Annotated in this window: 17 protein-coding genes; 8 read left to right on the top strand and 9 right to left on the bottom strand. The window is 68.2% G+C overall.

The features are described 5' to 3' along the window. Positions 1–42 precede the first annotated feature (42 nt). Entirely contained in the window at positions 43–1095 is a 1053-nt protein-coding gene (locus CIK81_RS10855) for an extracellular solute-binding protein (protein ID WP_096166044.1), read from the bottom strand. 472 nt (positions 1096–1567) lie between these two features. On the opposite strand from CIK81_RS10855, the gene CIK81_RS10850 reads away from it, so the two are divergent. The 5 genes from CIK81_RS10850 (at position 1568) to CIK81_RS10830 (ending at position 6836) form a co-directional block, all read left to right on the top strand. Next, positions 1568–2602, top strand: a complete 1035-nt coding sequence (locus CIK81_RS10850) for a LacI family DNA-binding transcriptional regulator (RefSeq protein WP_114355689.1) — start codon at positions 1568–1570, stop codon at positions 2600–2602. 29 nt (positions 2603–2631) lie between these two features. Then, positions 2632–3939, top strand: a complete 1308-nt coding sequence (locus tag CIK81_RS10845) for an extracellular solute-binding protein (protein WP_096166042.1) — start codon at positions 2632–2634, stop codon at positions 3937–3939. Continuing rightward, the gene (locus tag CIK81_RS10840) at positions 3936–4859 is read left to right on the top strand and encodes a carbohydrate ABC transporter permease (RefSeq protein WP_096166041.1); all 924 of its coding nucleotides are present in this window, start codon (positions 3936–3938) and stop codon (positions 4857–4859) included. Before CIK81_RS10845 ends, CIK81_RS10840 begins: the two co-directional genes overlap by 4 nt. A 1-nt stretch (position 4860) precedes the next feature. Beyond that, positions 4861–5697, top strand: coding sequence for a carbohydrate ABC transporter permease (locus CIK81_RS10835; protein ID WP_096166040.1), 837 nt, complete (start codon positions 4861–4863; stop codon positions 5695–5697). Between the two features lie 146 nt (positions 5698–5843). After that, entirely contained in the window at positions 5844–6836 is a 993-nt protein-coding gene (locus CIK81_RS10830; RefSeq protein ID WP_096166039.1) for a glycoside hydrolase family 130 protein, read from the top strand. Positions 6837–6918: 82 nt separating this feature from the next. Here CIK81_RS10830 and CIK81_RS10825 read toward each other — a convergent pair whose 3' ends face one another. Next, positions 6919–7872, bottom strand: coding sequence for an endonuclease/exonuclease/phosphatase family protein (locus CIK81_RS10825; protein WP_096166220.1), 954 nt, complete (start codon positions 7870–7872; stop codon positions 6919–6921). 259 nt (positions 7873–8131) lie between these two features. Here CIK81_RS10825 and CIK81_RS10820 point away from each other — a divergent pair, with 259 nt between their 5' ends. After that, positions 8132–8872, top strand: coding sequence for a sulfite exporter TauE/SafE family protein (locus tag CIK81_RS10820; protein WP_158541993.1), 741 nt, complete (start codon positions 8132–8134; stop codon positions 8870–8872). 166 nt (positions 8873–9038) lie between these two features. Here the strand turns inward: CIK81_RS10820 and CIK81_RS10815 are convergent, their stop codons facing one another. Together CIK81_RS10815 and CIK81_RS10810 are read right to left on the bottom strand one after the other, a co-directional pair. Then, positions 9039–10172, bottom strand: a complete 1134-nt coding sequence (locus CIK81_RS10815; protein ID WP_096166038.1) for a Gfo/Idh/MocA family protein — start codon at positions 10170–10172, stop codon at positions 9039–9041. Further along, positions 10169–10993, bottom strand: a complete 825-nt coding sequence (locus CIK81_RS10810) for a sugar phosphate isomerase/epimerase (protein ID WP_096166037.1) — start codon at positions 10991–10993, stop codon at positions 10169–10171. The genes CIK81_RS10815 and CIK81_RS10810 overlap by 4 nt, the downstream gene beginning before the upstream one ends. 119 nt (positions 10994–11112) lie before the next feature. Here CIK81_RS10810 and CIK81_RS10805 point away from each other — a divergent pair, with 119 nt between their 5' ends. Beyond that, positions 11113–11739, top strand: a complete 627-nt coding sequence (locus CIK81_RS10805) for a TetR/AcrR family transcriptional regulator (protein WP_096197622.1) — start codon at positions 11113–11115, stop codon at positions 11737–11739. A 6-nt stretch (positions 11740–11745) separates the two neighbouring features. Here the strand turns inward: CIK81_RS10805 and CIK81_RS10800 are convergent, their stop codons facing one another. Genes CIK81_RS10800 through CIK81_RS10780 form a run of 5 tightly spaced genes read right to left on the bottom strand, consistent with a single transcriptional unit; the run spans position 11746 to position 17396 of the window. Beyond that, positions 11746–12576 (bottom strand): ABC transporter ATP-binding protein, encoded by an 831-nt coding sequence (locus CIK81_RS10800; RefSeq protein WP_096166035.1) that lies wholly within the window; start codon positions 12574–12576, stop codon positions 11746–11748. After that, positions 12573–13481, bottom strand: a complete 909-nt coding sequence (locus CIK81_RS10795; protein WP_096166034.1) for an ABC transporter ATP-binding protein — start codon at positions 13479–13481, stop codon at positions 12573–12575. Before CIK81_RS10795 ends, CIK81_RS10800 begins: the two co-directional genes overlap by 4 nt. After that, the gene (locus CIK81_RS10790) at positions 13478–14557 is read right to left on the bottom strand and encodes an ABC transporter permease (RefSeq protein ID WP_096166033.1); all 1080 of its coding nucleotides are present in this window, start codon (positions 14555–14557) and stop codon (positions 13478–13480) included. The genes CIK81_RS10795 and CIK81_RS10790 overlap by 4 nt, the downstream gene beginning before the upstream one ends. A gap of 1 nt (position 14558) precedes the next feature. Next, entirely contained in the window at positions 14559–15569 is a 1011-nt protein-coding gene (locus CIK81_RS10785; RefSeq protein WP_096197621.1) for an ABC transporter permease, read from the bottom strand. Positions 15570–15578: 9 nt separating this feature from the next. Continuing rightward, positions 15579–17396 (bottom strand): ABC transporter substrate-binding protein, encoded by a 1818-nt coding sequence (locus tag CIK81_RS10780; RefSeq protein WP_096197620.1) that lies wholly within the window; start codon positions 17394–17396, stop codon positions 15579–15581. A 317-nt stretch (positions 17397–17713) separates the two neighbouring features. Here CIK81_RS10780 and CIK81_RS10775 point away from each other — a divergent pair, with 317 nt between their 5' ends. Next, entirely contained in the window at positions 17714–18442 is a 729-nt protein-coding gene (locus CIK81_RS10775) for an MgtC/SapB family protein (RefSeq protein WP_096166030.1), read from the top strand. Positions 18443–18496: the final 54 nt, after the last annotated feature.

Raw genomic sequence — 18496 nt, 5'->3', positions numbered from 1 at the left:
CGGTGCCTTCCGGAAGAGGGTGCGGTGGTGGTGCGAGGCCGGTCAGACGACGTATTCGAGCTCGATCTTCTCGACCCAGCCGTTGAGGTTCTCGGTGACGAACTCCCAGTCGATGTCCTGCCGCACGAGACCTTCGTGGAACTCGACGATCGACGGCTCGGCCTGGTCGATCGCGCCCTGGTTCACAGGCATGGAGTCGAACTCCGCGGACCAGGCGGCCTGCAGATTGGCGCCGCCGAACCAGTCGATGAACTCCTGGGACTCCTCGAGCTGGTCGGTGCCCTTGATGATCGCGGCCTGCTCGACCACGAATGGCACGCCCACCTCGGGCTCCACCACACCGGCTGTGATGTCGTAGCTCGCCTCACGGCCGGGCAGGCCGGAGGACGGCAGCTGCCCGTAGTCGACCTCCCCGTCCACGATCCGCTGGAAGATGTCGACGTCCTCGACGGCGGGGCTGCCGGTGCTGAAGTACTTCCCGACCTCGGCCCAGCCCTCCTCGGAGATGCCCATCTCGCCCTCAGGATCGGCATAGCGGGTGAGGATGCCGGACATGACGATCTGGATGGTGGCGTTGCCCATGCTGGTCTCGGACTGGTAGCGGCCCTCGAAGGCGGGGTCGTTCCAGAGGTCGAGCCAGTCGCTCGGGGCGTCGGCCGCATCGATCCTGTCGGCGTCGTAGGCGAGCAGGACCGCCTGCTGCACGACGGGCCAGTAGTTCCCGTCCCCGGAGGCGTCGCCCAGCTCGGCGTCGACCTCGTCGGCCCACACCGGGGTGTACGGCTCGATCGTCTCGGCGTCCACGAGCTGGTTGAAGTAGACGTTGTTGAGCCCGAACACGACGTCGGCGACGGGATTGCCCGCCTCGGCGAGGATCTTGTTGGTGGTGTCCCCGCCACCCTGGCCGACGACCTCGATGTCGAAGCCGGCCTCGGCAGCCTGCTCGGTGAGCCAGTCCCCACGGCCATCGCCGTTGGAGTTCGTGTAGACGATGAGCGTGTCGCCGGAGTCGGCGCCGCTGTCGGCGCTTCCGCAGGCGGTCAGGGCAAGGGCTGCGGTCGCGAGGACTGCGGAGGCTTTCAGGAGCTGTCGCATGGGAACGCTTTCTGTGCACGAAGGGGTGAGGCCCTCCGGAGGGCGGAGGTGCGGACGACTGCGGACGGGCGTCACGTCGAGGCCGCGCCAGGGGGAGCGCTCCCCCACCGGTAGGAACTCTCGTCATCGAAAGTGGATCCGACGCAACGCCGAAGGCATCGCCATGTGAACTCTGACCGAACAGTGGGGGAGCGCTCCCCCTGTACGTGATCAGCAACACTAAACGATGCTCGCAAGAATGCACAAGTGGCCACGAGTGGCGGCGCGATCGCGTGCCACACACGGAGACCCCTCATTCCCGAACGACTTGACACGTCACAGCAAACCGGTTTGACTGCTCACTGTTCAAACCGGTTTGCGCATCGAATCAGGCGTCAGCGCCAGCACCTCTGCTGAGGATGCCCGACCCGGCGGGACCGACCGCCGACAGGACCGATCCGACCGCTCTCACCCCGCACGGAGGAGGAAGCCCATGCACGGTGCACGACCCACCATCGGGGACGTCGCGCGGGCTGCCGGCGTCTCCAAGGGCACCGTCTCCCTCGCCTACTCCGGCAAGCGCCCGGTGGCGGAGGAGACTCGTCGCCGTGTCTTCGCAGCGGCTGAATCGCTGCGGTGGACCGCGAGCTCGAGCGCCCAGGCGCTCGCGACCTCTCGCACCAGCACGATCGGTCTCGTCATCGCACGGCGGCCGGAGATCATCGCCACCGACACCTTCTTCCCACGCTTCATCGCCGGCTGCGAGGCCGTCCTCGCCGAGGCCGGGATGGGCCTGATGCTCAACGTCGTCACTGATGAAGACGCCGAGACGGCGGCTTACGAGCGATACGCCGCGGGACGCGTCGATGGCGTGATCCTGCTCGATGTGAAGCAGGGCGACCGCCGTCCTGACCTCGTCCGCGAGCTGGGACTGACCGCTGTGATGCTCACGGCCGAAGCGCCGCACGAGGATGATCCCGTCGACACCCCCGTGGTCTACACCGAGGACGCCGCCGCCGTCGGCGAGCTCGTGGACCTGCTCGTGGGTGCCGGCCACACCTCCATCGCGCACGTCTCCGGGCCCCTGCGCTACGTCCACGCCGCGGCGCGCCGGGACGCCTTCGTGGACGCGATGACCCATCACGGCCTCCGTCCGGATCGCATCGTCGAGGGCGACTTCACCGCCGCGTCCGGTCGCGATGCGACCGCTGCCCTGGTCGACCGCGCGGATCGTCCGTCGGCCATCGTCTACGCGAACGACGTGATGGCGATCGCCGGGCTCTCCTACGCGCGCAGCTCCGGACTGCGCGTCCCGGAGGACCTCTCCGTCACGGGCTTCGACGACAGCGAGCTCTCCGCGCACCTCTCCCCCGGGCTGACCAGCGTCTCCACCGGGGCCGACGTACGCGGCGCCGTCGCGGCCCGCACGCTGCTGGCGGCGCTCGGCGGCCATGCCCGCCGCCCCGTCCTCGTCGACGGCACCGTCGTCGTGCGCCGAGGCAGCATCGCCCCGCCCTCTCGACACTGACCATCCACCCACCACCGAGGAGATCGACGATGACCCTCACCCGGCGCGCTCTCGGCGCCACAGCACTCGCAGTTCCTCTGACCCTCGCCGCAGGAGCCTGCTCACGCAGCGCGGTCGACGCTGCGCAGGCGGCGACAACTCGCGGCCCCATCCGGGTCTGGGTCTCCAACAACGAGCAGGAGCTCGCCTGGGGCGAGGCAGTCACCGCCGCCTGGAACGCCGAACATCCCGATGAGCAGGTCACACTTCAGGAGGTCCCTGCCGGGGCCAGCTCGGAGGAGGCCATCTCCGCCGCGATCGTGGCCGGCACCACCGCAGACCTCGTCTTCAACGCGTCCCCGGCGGCGCTGCCCGATTGGGTGCGCGCCGGCGGCCTGGTCGATCTGACCACGTTCGAGGGCGGCCGGGAGCACATCGAGAGCCGCACCGGACAGCGCGCCCGCGACTACGCCGAGGACGGCGGCCAGGGCGGCTATTACCAGCTGCCCTGGAAGTCCAACCCGGTGATGGTCATGTTCAACAAGGAGATCTTCGCGGCCGCCGGGATCGACCCGGAGTCCCCGGAAATGGACACCTTCGGGACCTTCCTCGAGGGCTCACGGCAGATCGTCAGCTCAGGTGCCTCGGCATCAGCCGTCTGGCCTGCGCCCACCAGCGACTTCTACCAGCCGTGGTTCGACTTCTACCCGATGTACCTCGCCCAGACCCACGGCACGCTCCTCGTGGAGGATGAGGCGACCACGTTCGACTCCCCCGACGGCCTAGCGGTCGCCGAGCTGTGGCGCGCGATGTACGAGGAAGGGCTCGCCCCACGGGAGGAGTCCACGGACGACGCGATGACGATGGGCACCACCGCGATGCAGCTGGCAGGGCCCTGGGCGATCGCCACCTACAAGGATCAGCTCGACTACGGATTCATGCCGGTTCCCAGTGCGGACGGCATCGCCCCCGAGGAGACCATTACCTTCGCGGACTCCAAGAACGTCGCGATGTTCAGCTCGAGCCGAAATCGGCTCACGGCCTGGGAGTTCCTGTCCTTCGCCACCAGCGAGGAGTGGGACGGCAAGCTGCTCGAGCTCTCCGGTCAGATGCCCCTGCGCACCGACCTGCTCGCCACCTACCCGGACTACTTCGCCGAGCATCCCGACTACACGAGCTTCGCCGATCAGGCCGATCGAGTGGCCGATGTGCCCTACCTGTCCGGTGCCATCGAGATCTGGCAGCGATTCCGCGACGAGTTCTCCGCCTCCGCGATCTTCGGGAAGAAGTCGGTCGCGGACGGCCTGCACGATGCCGCCGAGCAGATCGACCAACTGGTGCAGAAGGGAGCACGATGATCACCCCCGATACCGCCCCGCCCCTACGCCCTCCGACGAGCCCGCTGCGTCGGCTGCTCGGGAAGCAGCCCCTCGGTCTGGGACTCTCGTTGCCGTACATCGTGTTCCTCGCCGCGGTGATGGCATATCCCCTGGCCTACGCCGTGTACATCTCGTTCTTCGACTACGTCTTCACCGCCCCCGGCATGGACATGGACCATCCGTTCGTGGGGCTGGAGAACTACCGCACCGCCCTGACCGATCCCCGCGTGCTGCAGTCCTTCGGCAACATCGCGGTGTTCCTCGTGATCAATGTGCCTCTCACGGTCATCCTGTCGATGGGGTTCGCCTCGGCCCTGAACGCGGTCACCCGCTGGGCCGGTGCTTTCCGCGTGGCGTTCTACGTCCCGTACGTGACGGCGAGCGTGTCGCTGATCGGCGTGTGGATGCTGCTGTTCTCGCAGGATGGCCTGGTCAACACGATCCTCGGGCCGCTCGCCCCGGATCCTTCGTGGCTGGTCAACGACGCCCTCGCGATGCCGTCGATCGCCCTGTACGTGACGTGGAAGCAGCTGGGGTTCTACATCCTGCTGTATCTCGCCGCGCTGCAGAACGTGCCGAAAGAGCTGTACGAATCCGCCTCGACCGACGGGGCCGGGATCCTGCAGCGCTTCCGACACATCACGGTGCCGGGCCTGCGCGCCACCACGATGCTCGTGCTGATCCTCTCGATCATCACCGGCGCGAACCTGTTCACCGAGCCATATCTGCTGACCAGCGGCGGCGGACCGGATGGCGCCTCCACCTCACCGGTGCTGATGATCTACCAGAAGGGCATCCAGCAGGGGAACCCGGATGTCGCCTCTGCGATCGGCGTGCTGCTCGTGATCGGCGTCGGCCTGCTGTCCCTGGCCTCCACCCGCCTGACGAAGGAGAGCTGACATGAGGTCCCGCACCCCCACCCGGATCGCGCTGTACGTGATCCTCGCGCTCGCGGCGCTGGTGTTCATCTTCCCCTTCTACTTCATGATCGTCGGTGCCCTGCAGGAAAACCCGACCACCACCCCGGCGGGCATGTTCCCCACCGGGGGCTGGACCCTGGAGAACTTCGCCAGCATCAACGAGCGGCTCCCGCTGCTGCGTGCGCTGCTGAACTCGGTGGTGTTCACCGCCGGTGTCCTGCTGGGCACCCTGACCTTCGGCCTCAGCGCCGGCTACGCCATGTCCCGGCTGCATTGGCGTGGCCGCGGAGTACTGTTCGTGGTCATGCTCGGGGTGCAGATGGTCCCCTTCCAGCTGCTCATGATCCCCCTGTACGTGCAGGTCGCCGGCTCGTACGGGCTCGGGGACACCTACGCCGGGATGATCCTGCCGTTCTTCATCAACACCACCGCGGTGTTCATCTTCCGGCAGTTCTTCCTGGCCCTGCCCGAGGAGATGTTCGAGGCGGCGAGGATCGACGGGGCGAGCGAGCTGAGGGTGCTGTGGGCCATCGCGATCCCGCTGGTGCGCCCGGCGATCGCGACGGTCGTGCTGATCACCTTCATCGGCCCGTGGAACGAATTCCTCTGGCCGTTCCTCATCACGAAGGACGCCTCGATGCAGCCCCTCGCGGTGGCGCTGGCGAACTACATCGCCAACATCGCCCAGACCGTCGCGAACCCCAATGGCGCGATCCTCGCCGGAGCCTGCGCCCTCGCGCTGCCCGTCGTGATCCTGTTCTGCCTGTTCCAGAAGTACTTCACGGCCTCCGACATCGGCGCCGGGGTGAAGGGGTGATCGGCCGACACGACCGACGCATCTGACGCCACCGATACGACTGATACGGCCGCAGCTGAAGCGACCGCAGCAGCGGAGGCGATCGGCGCCACCGCGCCGAGCCGCCGCTGCTCTCCTCCTCGACCCCCACTGCAAAGGACCTCCCCATGACCACCACCAGCCTCTTCGGCGACGCCCGCTTCCCGCTGGGCCCCTTCACCCCCTACGAGAACAACCCGATCCTGCGGCCCAAGGGCGACTCCTGGGAGTCCTCGAACCTCTACAACCCGGCGGCGCTGGTCGTCGATGACCAGGTGGTGCTGCTGTATCGGGCCCACGCGGAGGACATCGTCTCCCACGTCGGCATCGCGTTCAGCGACGACGGCTACCACTTCGAGCGGGAGAACGCTCCGATCCTCTCGCCCGAGCACGACTACGAGCGCTTCGGCTGCGAGGACCCGCGCATCGCATACATCGAGGGCACCTACTACCTCACCTACACGGGCTGGGACCGACGCTCCGCGCAGCTGTGCCTGGCGACCTCTCCCGACCTGCGCACGTGGACCAAGCACGGCCCGCTCTTCGAGGACTTCGACACCTTCAAGACCATGGACCCGCGCGGCTTCAACTGGTCCAAGGCTGGCGTGATCGTCCCTCAGCAGATCGACGGGAAGTGGTGGATGTACTTCGGAGAGGGCGGGATCTACTGGGCGACCAGCGACGACCTCATCCACTGGACCCCCGGCACGAGCGACGAGGAGCCGATGTACTCCCCCACCCCGGGCACCTGGGACGAGGCCCTCGTGGAGATCGGCACCTCTCCGGTGCTGACGGACGACGGGCTCCTGCTGATGCTCACCAACGGCGCCACCCGGCGCTACCTGAAGGACGGCACGCGGGAGGTCGACTACCGCTGCGGCCAGATCGTCATCGACCCCGCGAACCCGACGACGGTCCTCGCCCGCCTCCAGGAGCCGTGGCTGCGCCCGCAGACCTTCGAGGACACGCACGGGCTGGTCTCGAACGTGACCTTCGTGGAGGGGCTCGTGAAGTTCCGCGGGACGTGGTTCGCCTACTACGGCCAGTCCGACACCACGCTCGCCGTCGCGGTCGCCGATCCGGGCGCGACGTACGGGACCGATCTGCGCGCCGACGGCTGAGCTCACTCGGTCGGACCCCGGCACGGCACGGCCCGCCTCCCCGGTTCCCCCGGGGCGGCGGGCCGTGCCTGCGCGAGGACTCTCAGGGCAGGGAGAGCAACGCCTGCATCGGCAGATGATCGGACGCGAAGGCACCGCTGGGATCGCGGTAGTCGTTGATCGCGGCCTGATGCGTGGTGATGTCTTCCGTGGTCAGCACCCAGTCGATCCGGTCGCCGCCCTCGACTGCCTCTGCATATCCGGGGCAGGTCTCCCAGGCCGGGGTGAGCTGCTCGGCCGCGGCATCCCAGGAATCCACGGTGGGGCCGTCCGTGACGAGGGTCGTGTAGGCGCCGGAGTCGTGGGCGGGTGAGTTGTAGTCGCCGGTGACGATGGTGGGGAGCTGGTCGAGCTCACCACCGTCGAAGAGGTCGATCATCGCCTGGCCGCTCTTGATCCGTGCCTGCTCGGACTCGTGGTCGAAATGGGTGTTGATCATCGCGAACTCGGCCCCGCTGGCGAGGTCCCGCAGCCGCGCCCACACCACGATGCGGGTGATGCGGTTCCCCCAGGTCGCGGAGCCGATGACCTCCGGGGTGTCCGAGAGCCAGAACTGGTCCCAGGCCAGGACCTCGAGGCGGGTCGTGTCGTAGAAGATCGCCGAGTGCTCGTCCTTGCTGCCGCCCTTGCGCCCGTAGCCGATCATCCGATGCCGGGGCAGGGCGGAGTCGATCGCGCTCATCTGGGTGTACTGCGCCTCCTGCACGCCCAGAAGGGTCGGCTCCTCACGGGCCAGCAGATCGATCAGCACCGGTTCACGGTCCGGCCAATGATCCGGGTCCCCTGGTTCTGTCTCGGGGGTGGTGTCCTGGCGGATGTTGAACGACATTACATGCAGGCGGTCGCGGCCTGCCCTGCCGATCAGCGGTCGAGCACTGTCGCCGTCGGCTCTCACGGGTGCAGCCGAGGCGGGAGCGGCAATCGCTGCGGCAGCTCCTCCGAGGGCGGCTGCCCCGATTCCGGTCGCGAAGGTGCGGCGGGCGATCGACATGTCCATGGTCTTCTCCTGAAGGTTGTCGTCATGGGAGATCCACACTAGGGGGAGCGCTCCCCCTAGGTGCGGAGTTCTCCGAATGGACCATCGATCGGTCTCGGAATTCGTGCGCTGGGAACCGTCCGGCCATCCGGTACGCGGCACCCGCCCGACAGCGGGCAGTCCCGCGAGCCGCCGTGCAGAGCGATGCGCGGTGTGCGAGCCTGGTCGGCGGTGCCGCCGACCAGCGACGCATCCGTGACATCGGAGAGCGAGGTGCGGAGTGGACGACCCCGGCCTGCTCCTCACTCTCGGCATGGCGCTGAGCGTATGCATCGGTGCTGTCTCCCAGCGCGCCACCGGGATGGGCTTCGCGCTGCTGTCCGCCCCGTTCCTCGTGCTCGTGCTGGGTCCGCTGCAGGGCATCCTCGCGGTCAACGCCGCCTCGGTCCTCGCCAATTCGCTGATCCTGGTGCAGGTGTGGAGGGACGTGGACTGGCCGCGCGCGAAGCTGCTGGTCCCGATGGGGGTGGTGGGCGTCCTGCCCGGCGCCGTCGCCGTCGAGCTGCTGCCGGAGGCGCCGCTGACCATCGTGGTCAGCCTCCTGGTCGTGCTCGGGCTCGGCGTCACGATCCTGCTGCGGGGCCGCACGGTGCCTCCGTCGGCCGCGCTGGGAGCGTCGGGCGGCTTCGCCTCGGGCTTCATGGGCGTCACCGCGGGTGTGGCCGGGCCCGGCGTGGTGGTCTATGCCCGCGCCACGGGTTGGGAGCATCGCCATTTCGCCGCCACCGCGCAGCTGCACGGGTTGGTGCTCGGCATCGTCTCGCTCGCCGCCAAGCGTGCTCTGCCGTCCTTCGAGCCCTCGGGCTGGATCGCACTGCTGGTCGCGCTGCTCGTCGGCCTCCTGGTGGGAGATCGTCTCTCGCGTCGCATCGACGGCGCCTCCGCGATGCGCGTCGTCGTCTTCATCGCGATGGCTGGAGCCCTCCTCGCTCTGGGGCGCGGCGTTCTCGCCGTCCTCTGAGGGCGCTCCGCCGTATCGCCGCATGGCCGTCAGCACTGTCCGCTGTGCACAGTCCGCAGTCCGCAGTCCGCAGTCCGCAGACGACGAGGCCCCTGCCTCCTCCCGCCGACGACGGGGGTGACAGGGGCCTGTCCACGGCGAGGTCGAGTGCACCTCGCCGGTCAGCTCACAGGGTGCTGGCGAAGGGGTCGAAGTCCTCGGCCACCAGGGGCACCTCGGAGACCGAGCTGTTGACGGCGACGAACTCGCCGGAGGCCGCGGACTCCTCGGCCGAGAGCATCACGTCGAGCACGTGATAGCCCACCTCGCCGCTGGCGACATGGGGACGGTCCTCGGCGATCGCGCGGACCATGTCCAGCAGGCCCGTGCCGCGACCGGCGACGACGCCCTGCTGCGGCACCTCGATCCACTCCTGCTCCGGCGGAGCCTCTCCGAAGGACTCGAACGGCTTCACGTACGCGATGCGCCCCTCGAACATGTTCGGATCGGGCACCACCAGCGAGCCCTCGGTGCCGTGGATCTCCACGATGCCCTGACGGGCGAGCGGCGAGTCGAAGCTGACCAGCGAGTTGCCCTGCTGGCCGCCCTCGAACTGCGTGAGCACGGAGATGGTGGAGGGCACCTCGACGGGGAAGGTGTCCCCCGCCTTCGGGCCCACCTGGATGGCGCGCTCGGTCTGGGCGCGCAGGCCCATCGCAGCGACCTTCTCGACCGTGCCGAACAGGCTCACGAGCGTGGTGAAGTAGTACGGGCCGATGTCCAGCAGCGGCCCCGCACCCTTGGCGAACAGGAAGCCGGGGTTCGGGTGGAACACCTCGGGGCCCTGCCACTGCATGGAGGTCTGCGCGAACAGCGGGCGGCCGATGGTGCCCTTGGCGATCTCGCGCTTGGCGGTCTGCACGCCCGGGCCGAGCACGGTGTCGGGCGCGCAGCCCACCCGCAGGCCGGCCTCGTCGGCCGCCGACAGCAGCGCCGACGTGGACTCGCGGTCCAGGCCCAGCGGCTTCTCGGTCCACACGTGCTTGCCGGCCGCGATCGCGGCGGAGGAGATCTCCGCGTGGACGGCGGGGACGGTCAGGTTCACGACGACCTGGATCTCCGGGTGGTCCAGCACGACCTGTGCGTCGCCCCAGGTGGGGACGTCGTACTTCTCGGCCTGCGTGCGGGCGCGCTCGAGGTCGAGGTCGCCGACGGCCAGCACCGTGACATCCGGGAAGGAGTTCAGGTGCTCCAGATAGGTGTCGGAGATGACGCCGACGCCGATGAGGCCGACGCCGACGGGACCGGTGGGGGCGCTCATGCTGCGAGGCCCTTCTCGATGAGGAAGCGGTAGCTGTCCGCGATGTCCTCGAAGACGTCGCCGGGAGCGTTGTCGTACTCGATGACGGCGTACTGGAGGGCGCTCGCGGCCTGGAGCGCCTCGATGGTGGGCACGTCGCCGTCGCCGGCGTGACGCTGGTCCAGGCTCGAGGAGTCGAACTTGGGGGCATCGGGCGCGAAGGGGTTCGAGGCCGGGGCGACGCCGTCCTTGACGTGGATCGCGACGAGGCGGTCGCCGAGCTTCTTCACGAGGCCCACGGCGTCCTGCTGGCCGGCCAGCGCCCAGAACAGGTCCAGCTCGATCACGACGGAGGGGTCGACGAGGTCCAGGAAGCGCTCGTAGGCGGTCTGCCCGTCGAACGAGGCCACGAATTCCTGGGCGTGGTTGTGATAGCCGACGCTCAGGCCGAACTCCGCGGCCTTCTCGGAGGCGGCGTTGAGTCGATCGGCGATGTCCTTCACGCCGTCCTCGGTGAGCCAGCGGTCTGCGGCGACCATCGGCTCGATGACGGTCTTCATGCCGATCTCGGCGGCGGCCTCGAACACGACCTCGTTGGCCGGGGTGGGGATCGAGCCGTCCGGGGTCCACAGCTCGTCGGAGAGCAGCGGGGCGTGACCGGTCGGCGAGGTCAGGCCGGCCTTGTCGAGAGCGGAGCGGATCTCCTTCGGGCGGCGCACGAAGTCGAACGCCTCGACGGTGCGCAGTCCGATGGCGGCGAGCTTGTCGAGGGATCCGTTCATGTCCGCCGAGAACTCGGCGGCCAGCGAATACAGCTGGATGGAAGCGATGGGCAGGGCCACGGCGAACCTTCTTTCTGGCGTCTATCGCCCGCCATGCCGCACGTCACGGTGGGGGCGTCGTGGGAAACGCTAGCACGCAAATCCTCCACCCGGAGGTTTTGTCCCGGTAGCATTCGGACATGTCCCCCGAGGAATCCCCCGCCCCCGCCGCACCACCCGTCATCGGCCGTGCCGGCTCCTACTCCAAGGGCGTGGCCCGCCGTCAGGAGATCCTCGAGCGCGCGATCGAGGTGTTCCGCGATCGCGGCGCCGACGGCACCTCGCTGCGGCGCATCGCCACCGCGATCGGCGTCTCCCATGCCGCTCTCCTGCACTACTTCGATTCTCGTGAGCAGCTCCTGGTCGCGGTCTACGAATACGCGGAATCCAAACGGGACACCGCCAAGACGTACGGCGATTCGATCTCCGCGCTCGAGGTGCTGGTCAAGGCCGCGATGATCAACGTCGGCGTCCCGGGGATGGTGGAGCTCTACACGACGCTGGTCGCCTCGTCGCTGGCGACGGAGGGCTCCCCCGCCAACGAGTTCTTCAGCGCGCGCTTCGCCCGCATCCGCGCGGAGCTCACCGAGCGTCTCCAGAGCGAGCAGGCCGAAGGACGGATCCGCGACGACGTGGACGCCTCCGACATGGCGGCCCTCATCATCGCGGCCTCCGACGGTCTCCAGATCCAGTGGCTGCTCGAGCCGTCGATCGAGCTCGAGCGCACCTTGGAGACCTTCGCGGTGCTGTTCGCCCCGCGGCCCTGATGGTTCTCAGGGCTTGAGGCTGCCCCGCAGGTCCGGGACGTCGGAGAGCAGGCGCCGCGTGTAATCGCCCTGCGGGGAGAAGATGACCTCCTCGGTGGTGCCCCGCTCGACGACCCTGCCGTGCTCCATCACCGCGACCCGGTCCGCGAGGTAGCAGGCCTGCCCGATGTCGTGGGTGATGAACAGGACCGTCAGCCCGAGCTCGTTGCGCAGATCGTGCAGCACGTTGAGCACGTTCACCCGCAGTGTCGCGTCCAGCATGCTGGTGGCCTCATCGGCGAGGAGCACCTTGGGCCGCATCATGAGCGCCCGGGCGACCATCACCCGCTGGCGCTGCCCGCCGGACATCTGGTGGGGGAACTTGTGCAGCACCTCCTTCGGACGCAGGTCGACATAGCCGAGGCACTCCTCGATGAGGGAATCCGCCTCGTCCTTCGAGATCTTGGCCAGGGCCAGGCTGCGACGGAGCAGCGACCCCACCGTGAAGAACTGGTTGAACGAGGCGAAGGGGTCCTGGAAGACCGCCTGCACCTCGGTCCAGTACTCCCTCAGGTCGCGCCCTTTCAGATGGGTCACGTCCTGGTCGCGGAAGGTGATCGTGCCGGAGGTGACCGGCATCAGCCGCAGCAGCATCCGGGCCAGGGTCGATTTCCCGGAGCCGGACTCCCCCACCACGGCCAGCACGCTGGCTTCGGGGAACTCGAGGCTGACGTCGTCCACCGCCGTGATCGTGCTCCCGGCGACGGAGAACTCCTTGGTGACGTTCTGGCAGGACAGCAGGATCTCTCCGGACGTCGCACTGCGGGTGATCATGTCGTCGGCGCGGGACTCGCTCATCGCTCGCCCACCTCCTCGGGAGTGACGGGTGCGGACCGGCGGGCGATGCCGCGCGCCCTGGTCTCCTGGCTGGGGTCGAGCACGGAGCCGAGCAGCTTGCGGGTATAGGGATGCTGGGCGTCCTCGACGAGCTGACGGGTGGGCCCGGATTCGACGATCCGGCCCGCGTGCATGATCGCGAGCCGGTCCGAGACCTGCGACAGCACCGGGAGGTCATGCGTCACGAAGACGACCCCGGACATGATCCGCTGCTCGACCATCTCCAGCAGCATCTCCACCAGCATGCGCTGGCTGGAGACGTCGAGCGCGGAGGTGGGTTCATCGGCGATGAGCAGGCGGGGGTTCTGCAGCGTGGAGATCACGGTGATCATGCGCTGCTTCATCCCGCCGGAGAGCTGGTGGGCGTAGGAGTCCAGCACTCGCACCGGCATCTCGAGCATCTTCAGCCGCTCGCGCGCCAGGTCCAGCGCCTCGTCCTTGGTGATCCTCGGGTCATGAGCACGCATCACGTCCTTGATCAGGCTGCTGATGCGCAGTGTCGGGCTGATGGAGTTCATCGCGCCCTGCGGGAGCATCGACACGGTCCGACCCCGATAGGGGCGGTGACGCTTGACGTCGTCGTGCGAGAGGGTCGACAGGTCGATCGTCCCGTCGTCGATCTCGAGGGTGCCGGACAGGACGTACAGCGGAGGCGCGGCGATCATCGCGAGCGCGTTGCCCAGCGTGGTCTTCCCGCAGCCGGATTCCCCGGCGAGGCCCAGGACCTCGCCCTCGCCGAGTGCGATCGAGACCCCGTCGACGGCGGTGAAGTCCTCCTCGCCACCGCCGTAGACGCAGCGGATGTTCTGGGCACGGGCAAGGACTCCCGTGGACGACGGCGCGTGCTGCGGACGCTCGGTGCTCATGACGGCTCACCTGCTCTCGATCGTTCGGAATGGTCGGGGGCAGGCCCTGCCTCGTCGCTCGCCTCGTCGGCGGCACCGGTCTCGTCGCTCGCCTCGTCGGCGGCACCGGTCTCGTCGCTCGCCTCGTCGTTCCGCTCGAGCAGCTGACGGGCTTCCGCGGCGCGGCGCGCCGCGGCCTGCTTCATCTGCTTGCGCTTGCCGCGGCGCAGGCGCGGATTGAACACCTCGTCGAGGCTGGCCTGCAGGAGCAGGAAGCCGAAAGAGACCAGGGTCAGCACGATCGTCGGCGGCAGGAACGCCCACCAGGCGCCGCTGGCCACGGCCTGGAACGCGAGCGACCAGTGCAGCTGGGAGCCCAGGGAATCGGCCCCGGAGGGACCCAGGCCCAGCATCGACAGCGCCGCTTCTGCCAGGATCGCGCCGGAGACCTGCAACACGAACGCCATGACGGTGTACGACAGGATGTACGGCAGGACGTCCTTGAGCAGGATCCCGGGCAGCCTCGCCCCGGAGAGCCGGGCCACGTCGATGTGCTCCCGGGTGGCGACCGACGAGGCCTGGGCGCGCACGGCCCTGGCCGTCCAGGGCCAGGAGGTGATGCCGATGACCAGCGCGAGCGACCAGATGGTGCTGTTGGGCAGGGACATCGAGATGAGGATCAGCACGACGATGGCGGGGATGGCCAGCACCACGTTGGTGACGCCCATCAGGAGCTCCTCGAACCAGCCTCCGACGTAGCCGGCCAGCAGTCCGACCGTCACGCCGATGGTGGTGGCGACGACCCCGGCGACCAGCCCGATGATCAGGGAGGTGCGGGTGCCGGCCATGAGCACGGCGAGCACGTCGTGACCGAAGTTGTCCGTGCCCAGCGGCAGACCGCCGCCCGGCGCGTCGTAGAGCGAGCCGACCTTCTCCCCGGGACCCGTCGGATAGACCAGCCCCGCCAGACCCAGGACGATCACGAAGACCACCAGGACCAGGGAGACCCAGAACCGGCCGGAGAAGTTGAAGGAGCGCAGCGTATTGGCCCGGGGAGCGGCGGTCTCCTCCGCCATGGGCGTGTTCACCGTGGACATGTCACTTCTCCCCGGACTTGGCCGCGCGGATGCGCGGGTCGATGATGCCGTAGGCGATCTCCACCGCGAAGTTCGCCAGCAGGACGGCCACGGTGATGATCAGGGTGACGGCCTGGATGACGGGATAGTCGTTCGCGGCGATGGCGTTGAACAGCAGCGTCCCCACCCCCGGATAGCTGAAGACGAGTTCGGTGATCAGTGCGCCCCCGACCAGCGTGCCGATGGCCAGCGCGAGCCCGGTGATCTGGGGGAGCATCGCATTGCGGAAGATGTACTGGGTGATCTTGTTGTCCCGGATGCCCATCGCTCGCGCGTAGCTGACGTAGTCGCCGCCGAGCTCGTAGATGGCCATGGAGCGCATGCCCACGGCCTGCCCTCCGATGAAGACGACCACCAGGGACAGGAAGGGCAGCCAGTAGTAGCTCAGCGCATCCCAGAGGAAGGCGACGCTGAACTCCGGGGACAGGCCCAGCGAGTACGCCCCGCCCACCGGGAAGACCCCGGCGACCACGGCCAGCACGTACAGCAGCAGGATCGACAGGCAGTAGTAGGGCATTGCGGAGAGGAACAGCGAGGTGGTGAAGACCGAGCGGTCCCAGTTGCCGCCGCGGAACGCGGCGATGGCCCCGATGACGTTGCCGAGGATCCATCCGATGAGGATCGCCGGCAGCTGTACGGCGATCGACCAGGGAAGCGCCTGGCCGACGAGATCGTTGACCGCGGCCGGGTAGTACGCGAAGGACGTGCCGAGGTCTCCGGTGAAGACCTTGCCGAGGTAGGTGAGGAACTGCTGCCCCAGGGACTGGTCCAGGCCGAATTCCTGGACATAGCTCTCGTACACCTGCTTCTGCTGCTCGCTGGTGACGCTCCCTCCGCGGGAGAGATTCGAGACGATGACGTCGACGGGGTTGCCCGGGACGAGCCGGGGCAGCAGGAAGTTCAGGCTCACTGCTGCCACCAGCGCGACCAGGTACCACACCGTCTTCTGAGCGATGTAGCGGCCGAGTTTCACGAAGGTGCCTCAGTCGCCGATCTTCTTGAGCTGGAAGATCCACTCGTTGCCGGCGCCGCGGAACATCGGCGGCGCATAGTCGTTGTCCTCGGTGGGCCAGTTGGACCAGTTCGATGCGTTGAACTCGAAGAACTCGTCGGGCCGGTACATCAACGGGAAGGCGGGCACCTCGGACCGGTACAGATCATCCAGCGCCGCGATCGCCTCCTTCTTGCTCTCGTCATCCGGTGCCGCGGCGGCGGTCTCCAGCAGATCGTTGATCTCGCCGTTCTCCCAGCGGGAGAAGTTGCGGTACGCCGTCTCGCCGAGCGGGGCCATGTCGACGTTGCTCATCACATCGCTGAAGCGCTGCCACGGCGCCGCGGGGTTGGTCCCGGCGACGTACCAGCAGGCCATGTCGAAGTCGCCGTTCTGGATGGCGGACGTCGTCTGGGCCTCCTGCGGGAAGTTCGTGGTGGCGTCGACACCGATGTCCTGGAAGTTCTTCGCCACGATCTCGAGGGCGGCGTTCCAGTCGGTCCACCCCTGCGGGGTGATCAGCTTCCACGGGCCGAGCTTCTCGCCGTCCTTGGCGTAGAAGCCGTCGGACCCCTTCTCGTAGCCGGCCTCCTCCAGGAGCTCGGCGGCCTTGTCGGCGTCGAAGGCCCAGCCGTCGGCCTCGGCCTTGTCACGATCCAGCCACTGGTCCTCGGCGCCGTCCGGGATCACCAGCGAGGCGAGCACCTGGGAGGAGTAGCCCGACATGGCGGTCTCGGCGATGGACGCATAGTCCACGGCGTAGGCCAGCGCCTTGCGCACCGCGGGATCGTCCAGACCCGGCTTGGTGGTATTCATCAGGAACATCGGCATCGAACTGGGCACGAAGTAGGGCTCCTCCCGCAGGTAGGTGCCCACCGGTTTGCCCGCTTCCCACATCTTCGAGATCTGGGGGACGAACTGCTGCATGACGTCGAGCTCGCCGTTCTGGAACTTGATGTTCCCGTCCTCGTTGGACTTGAAGATCGGGTGGATGATCTTCGACATCGCCGGCAGGCCGCCGTAGAAGTCCTTGCCCCAGTAGTCGTCATGACGGGCGAGGATGATCTGCGTCTGATCCGCGAGCTCCAGCGTGAAGGGACCGGTGCCCATGGCCTCGTCGGTCTCCCAGCTCGCGACCTTGTTGCCGGTCTCCTCGGCGGCCTTCTCGAACACGGCCTTGGGCACGATGTACTGCTGGGCGAGGGTCGCGAGCACGGCGCCGACGTTCTTGCGCTCCGCATTGATCGCGACGTTGAGGGTGTTGCCCTCGGCGGTCATCTCGTCGACCTCGGTCCAGAAGGATGCGATGCCCAGTCCGGGGTCGATCTTGCCGAGCTCGAAGGTGTAGAGCACATCGTCGACCGTGAGCTCGGACCCGTCGTGCCAGGTGATGCCGTCCTGGAGCGTGAGGGAGATGGACTCGTTCCCGTTCACCTCGTGCGAGGCCGCCAGTCCGGGCAGCAGCTCGCCGGAGACGATGTGGAAGCGCAGGAGGGTCTCGTAGATGTACTGGGCCACGTTGCCGGAGGCCGGCCACGCCGGCGATCCCGCGAAGGTGTTGAAGTTGGTGGGCGGGCTCCACTGGAACCCGGCGATGAAGAGCTGATCGGCGCCATCGCCGGAGCGACCGCTTCCCGCCTTTCCGTTGTTGCCGACGCCGACGAGTTCCTCGCCACCCCCTCCACTGCCGCCGCCGGTGGCTCCGCCGCACGCTGCGAGCGCTGCGACGGACCCGAGTGCTCCGGTGGTCGCCAGGAAGCGACGTCGTGATGTGCCTCCGAGGTGCCGGGGTGAATCCTGTGCGGTCATGAGGGGCCTGCCTCTCCGTGTGCGCCCCGCCATCGGGGCTCGGGTCACCGTTGATCCGTGAGACAGATTCAACCCGTCCCGGACCGGAAACCTCCACTGGTAGGCGTTACGTTCCGATAACGATATGCTCCACGTCACAGCGTGAATCGTTTGGGCTCGGGCGGTGTCGCCGTGGCATCCCTCAGGGCGCGGCGTCCCCCTTGCGGGACGGGACGCGGAAAGGCCTCTGCTACGTTGGCGAGGGCGCAGCCGAGGGTGCTGGATCCGCTTCCCGCGCACTATCCGGCCGCGCCGGGACGTGAGGAGGTCCTGTCCGCATGGAGCCACTGGTCGGTCTCATCACCGACACCACCGCCGTGGAGTTCGAGCTGCTCCTGGTCGCGTTCGTGCTGTGCTCGCTCATCGGTCTGGAGCGCCAGCTGCGGCAGAAGGCCGCTGGGTTCCGCACCCATGTGCTGGTGGGGATGGGCTCGTGCGCCTTCACCCTGGTGTCCGTCTTCGGATTCTCCGCGGTCCTCGGGGACGACGTCGTCCTGGACCCCTCGCGCATCGCCGCGCAGATCGTCTCCGGGATCGGGTTCCTCGGCGCCGGCGTCATCTTCAAGGGGCGCAACGTCGTGCGCGGCCTGACCACCGCGGCCACCATCTGGGTCGCCGCGGCGGTGGGCATGGCCTGCGGCGCCGGCATGCTGTCGCTCGGCGTGCTGCTGACCGGCCTGCATCTGGTGACCCTGTTCCTGGTCGCCCCGCTGGTGCGCCGGCTCCCCTCCCCCGACTCCAAGCGGCTGCTGCGGATCACCTACGCCGACGGCGCCGGGGTGCTGCGCGACGTCCTGGAGGTCGCGACGGCGATGGGCTTCACCAGCTCGATCGAGCATTCACGCCGCACCACCGAACAGGGGCGGCGGTTCGTGATCATGGACATCCGCTTCCACGGCCGGCCCCCGATGCGTGACCTGATCCCCCAGTTCATCGAGCTCGAGGGCGTCGAACGGGTCGCGCTGCGCGCCAGCGGCGAGGACTCCTACGACGACGAGCAGGATTGAGACGCGCAGGCTCGAGCCGAGCAGGATCGAGCCGGCGCCCCCGACCGTTCCGAA

Source organism: Brachybacterium sp. JB7, from assembly GCF_003335205.1.
GTDB lineage: Bacteria > Actinomycetota > Actinomycetes > Actinomycetales > Dermabacteraceae > Brachybacterium > Brachybacterium alimentarium.
This window is presented reverse-complemented; position numbering and strand designations above follow the sequence as displayed.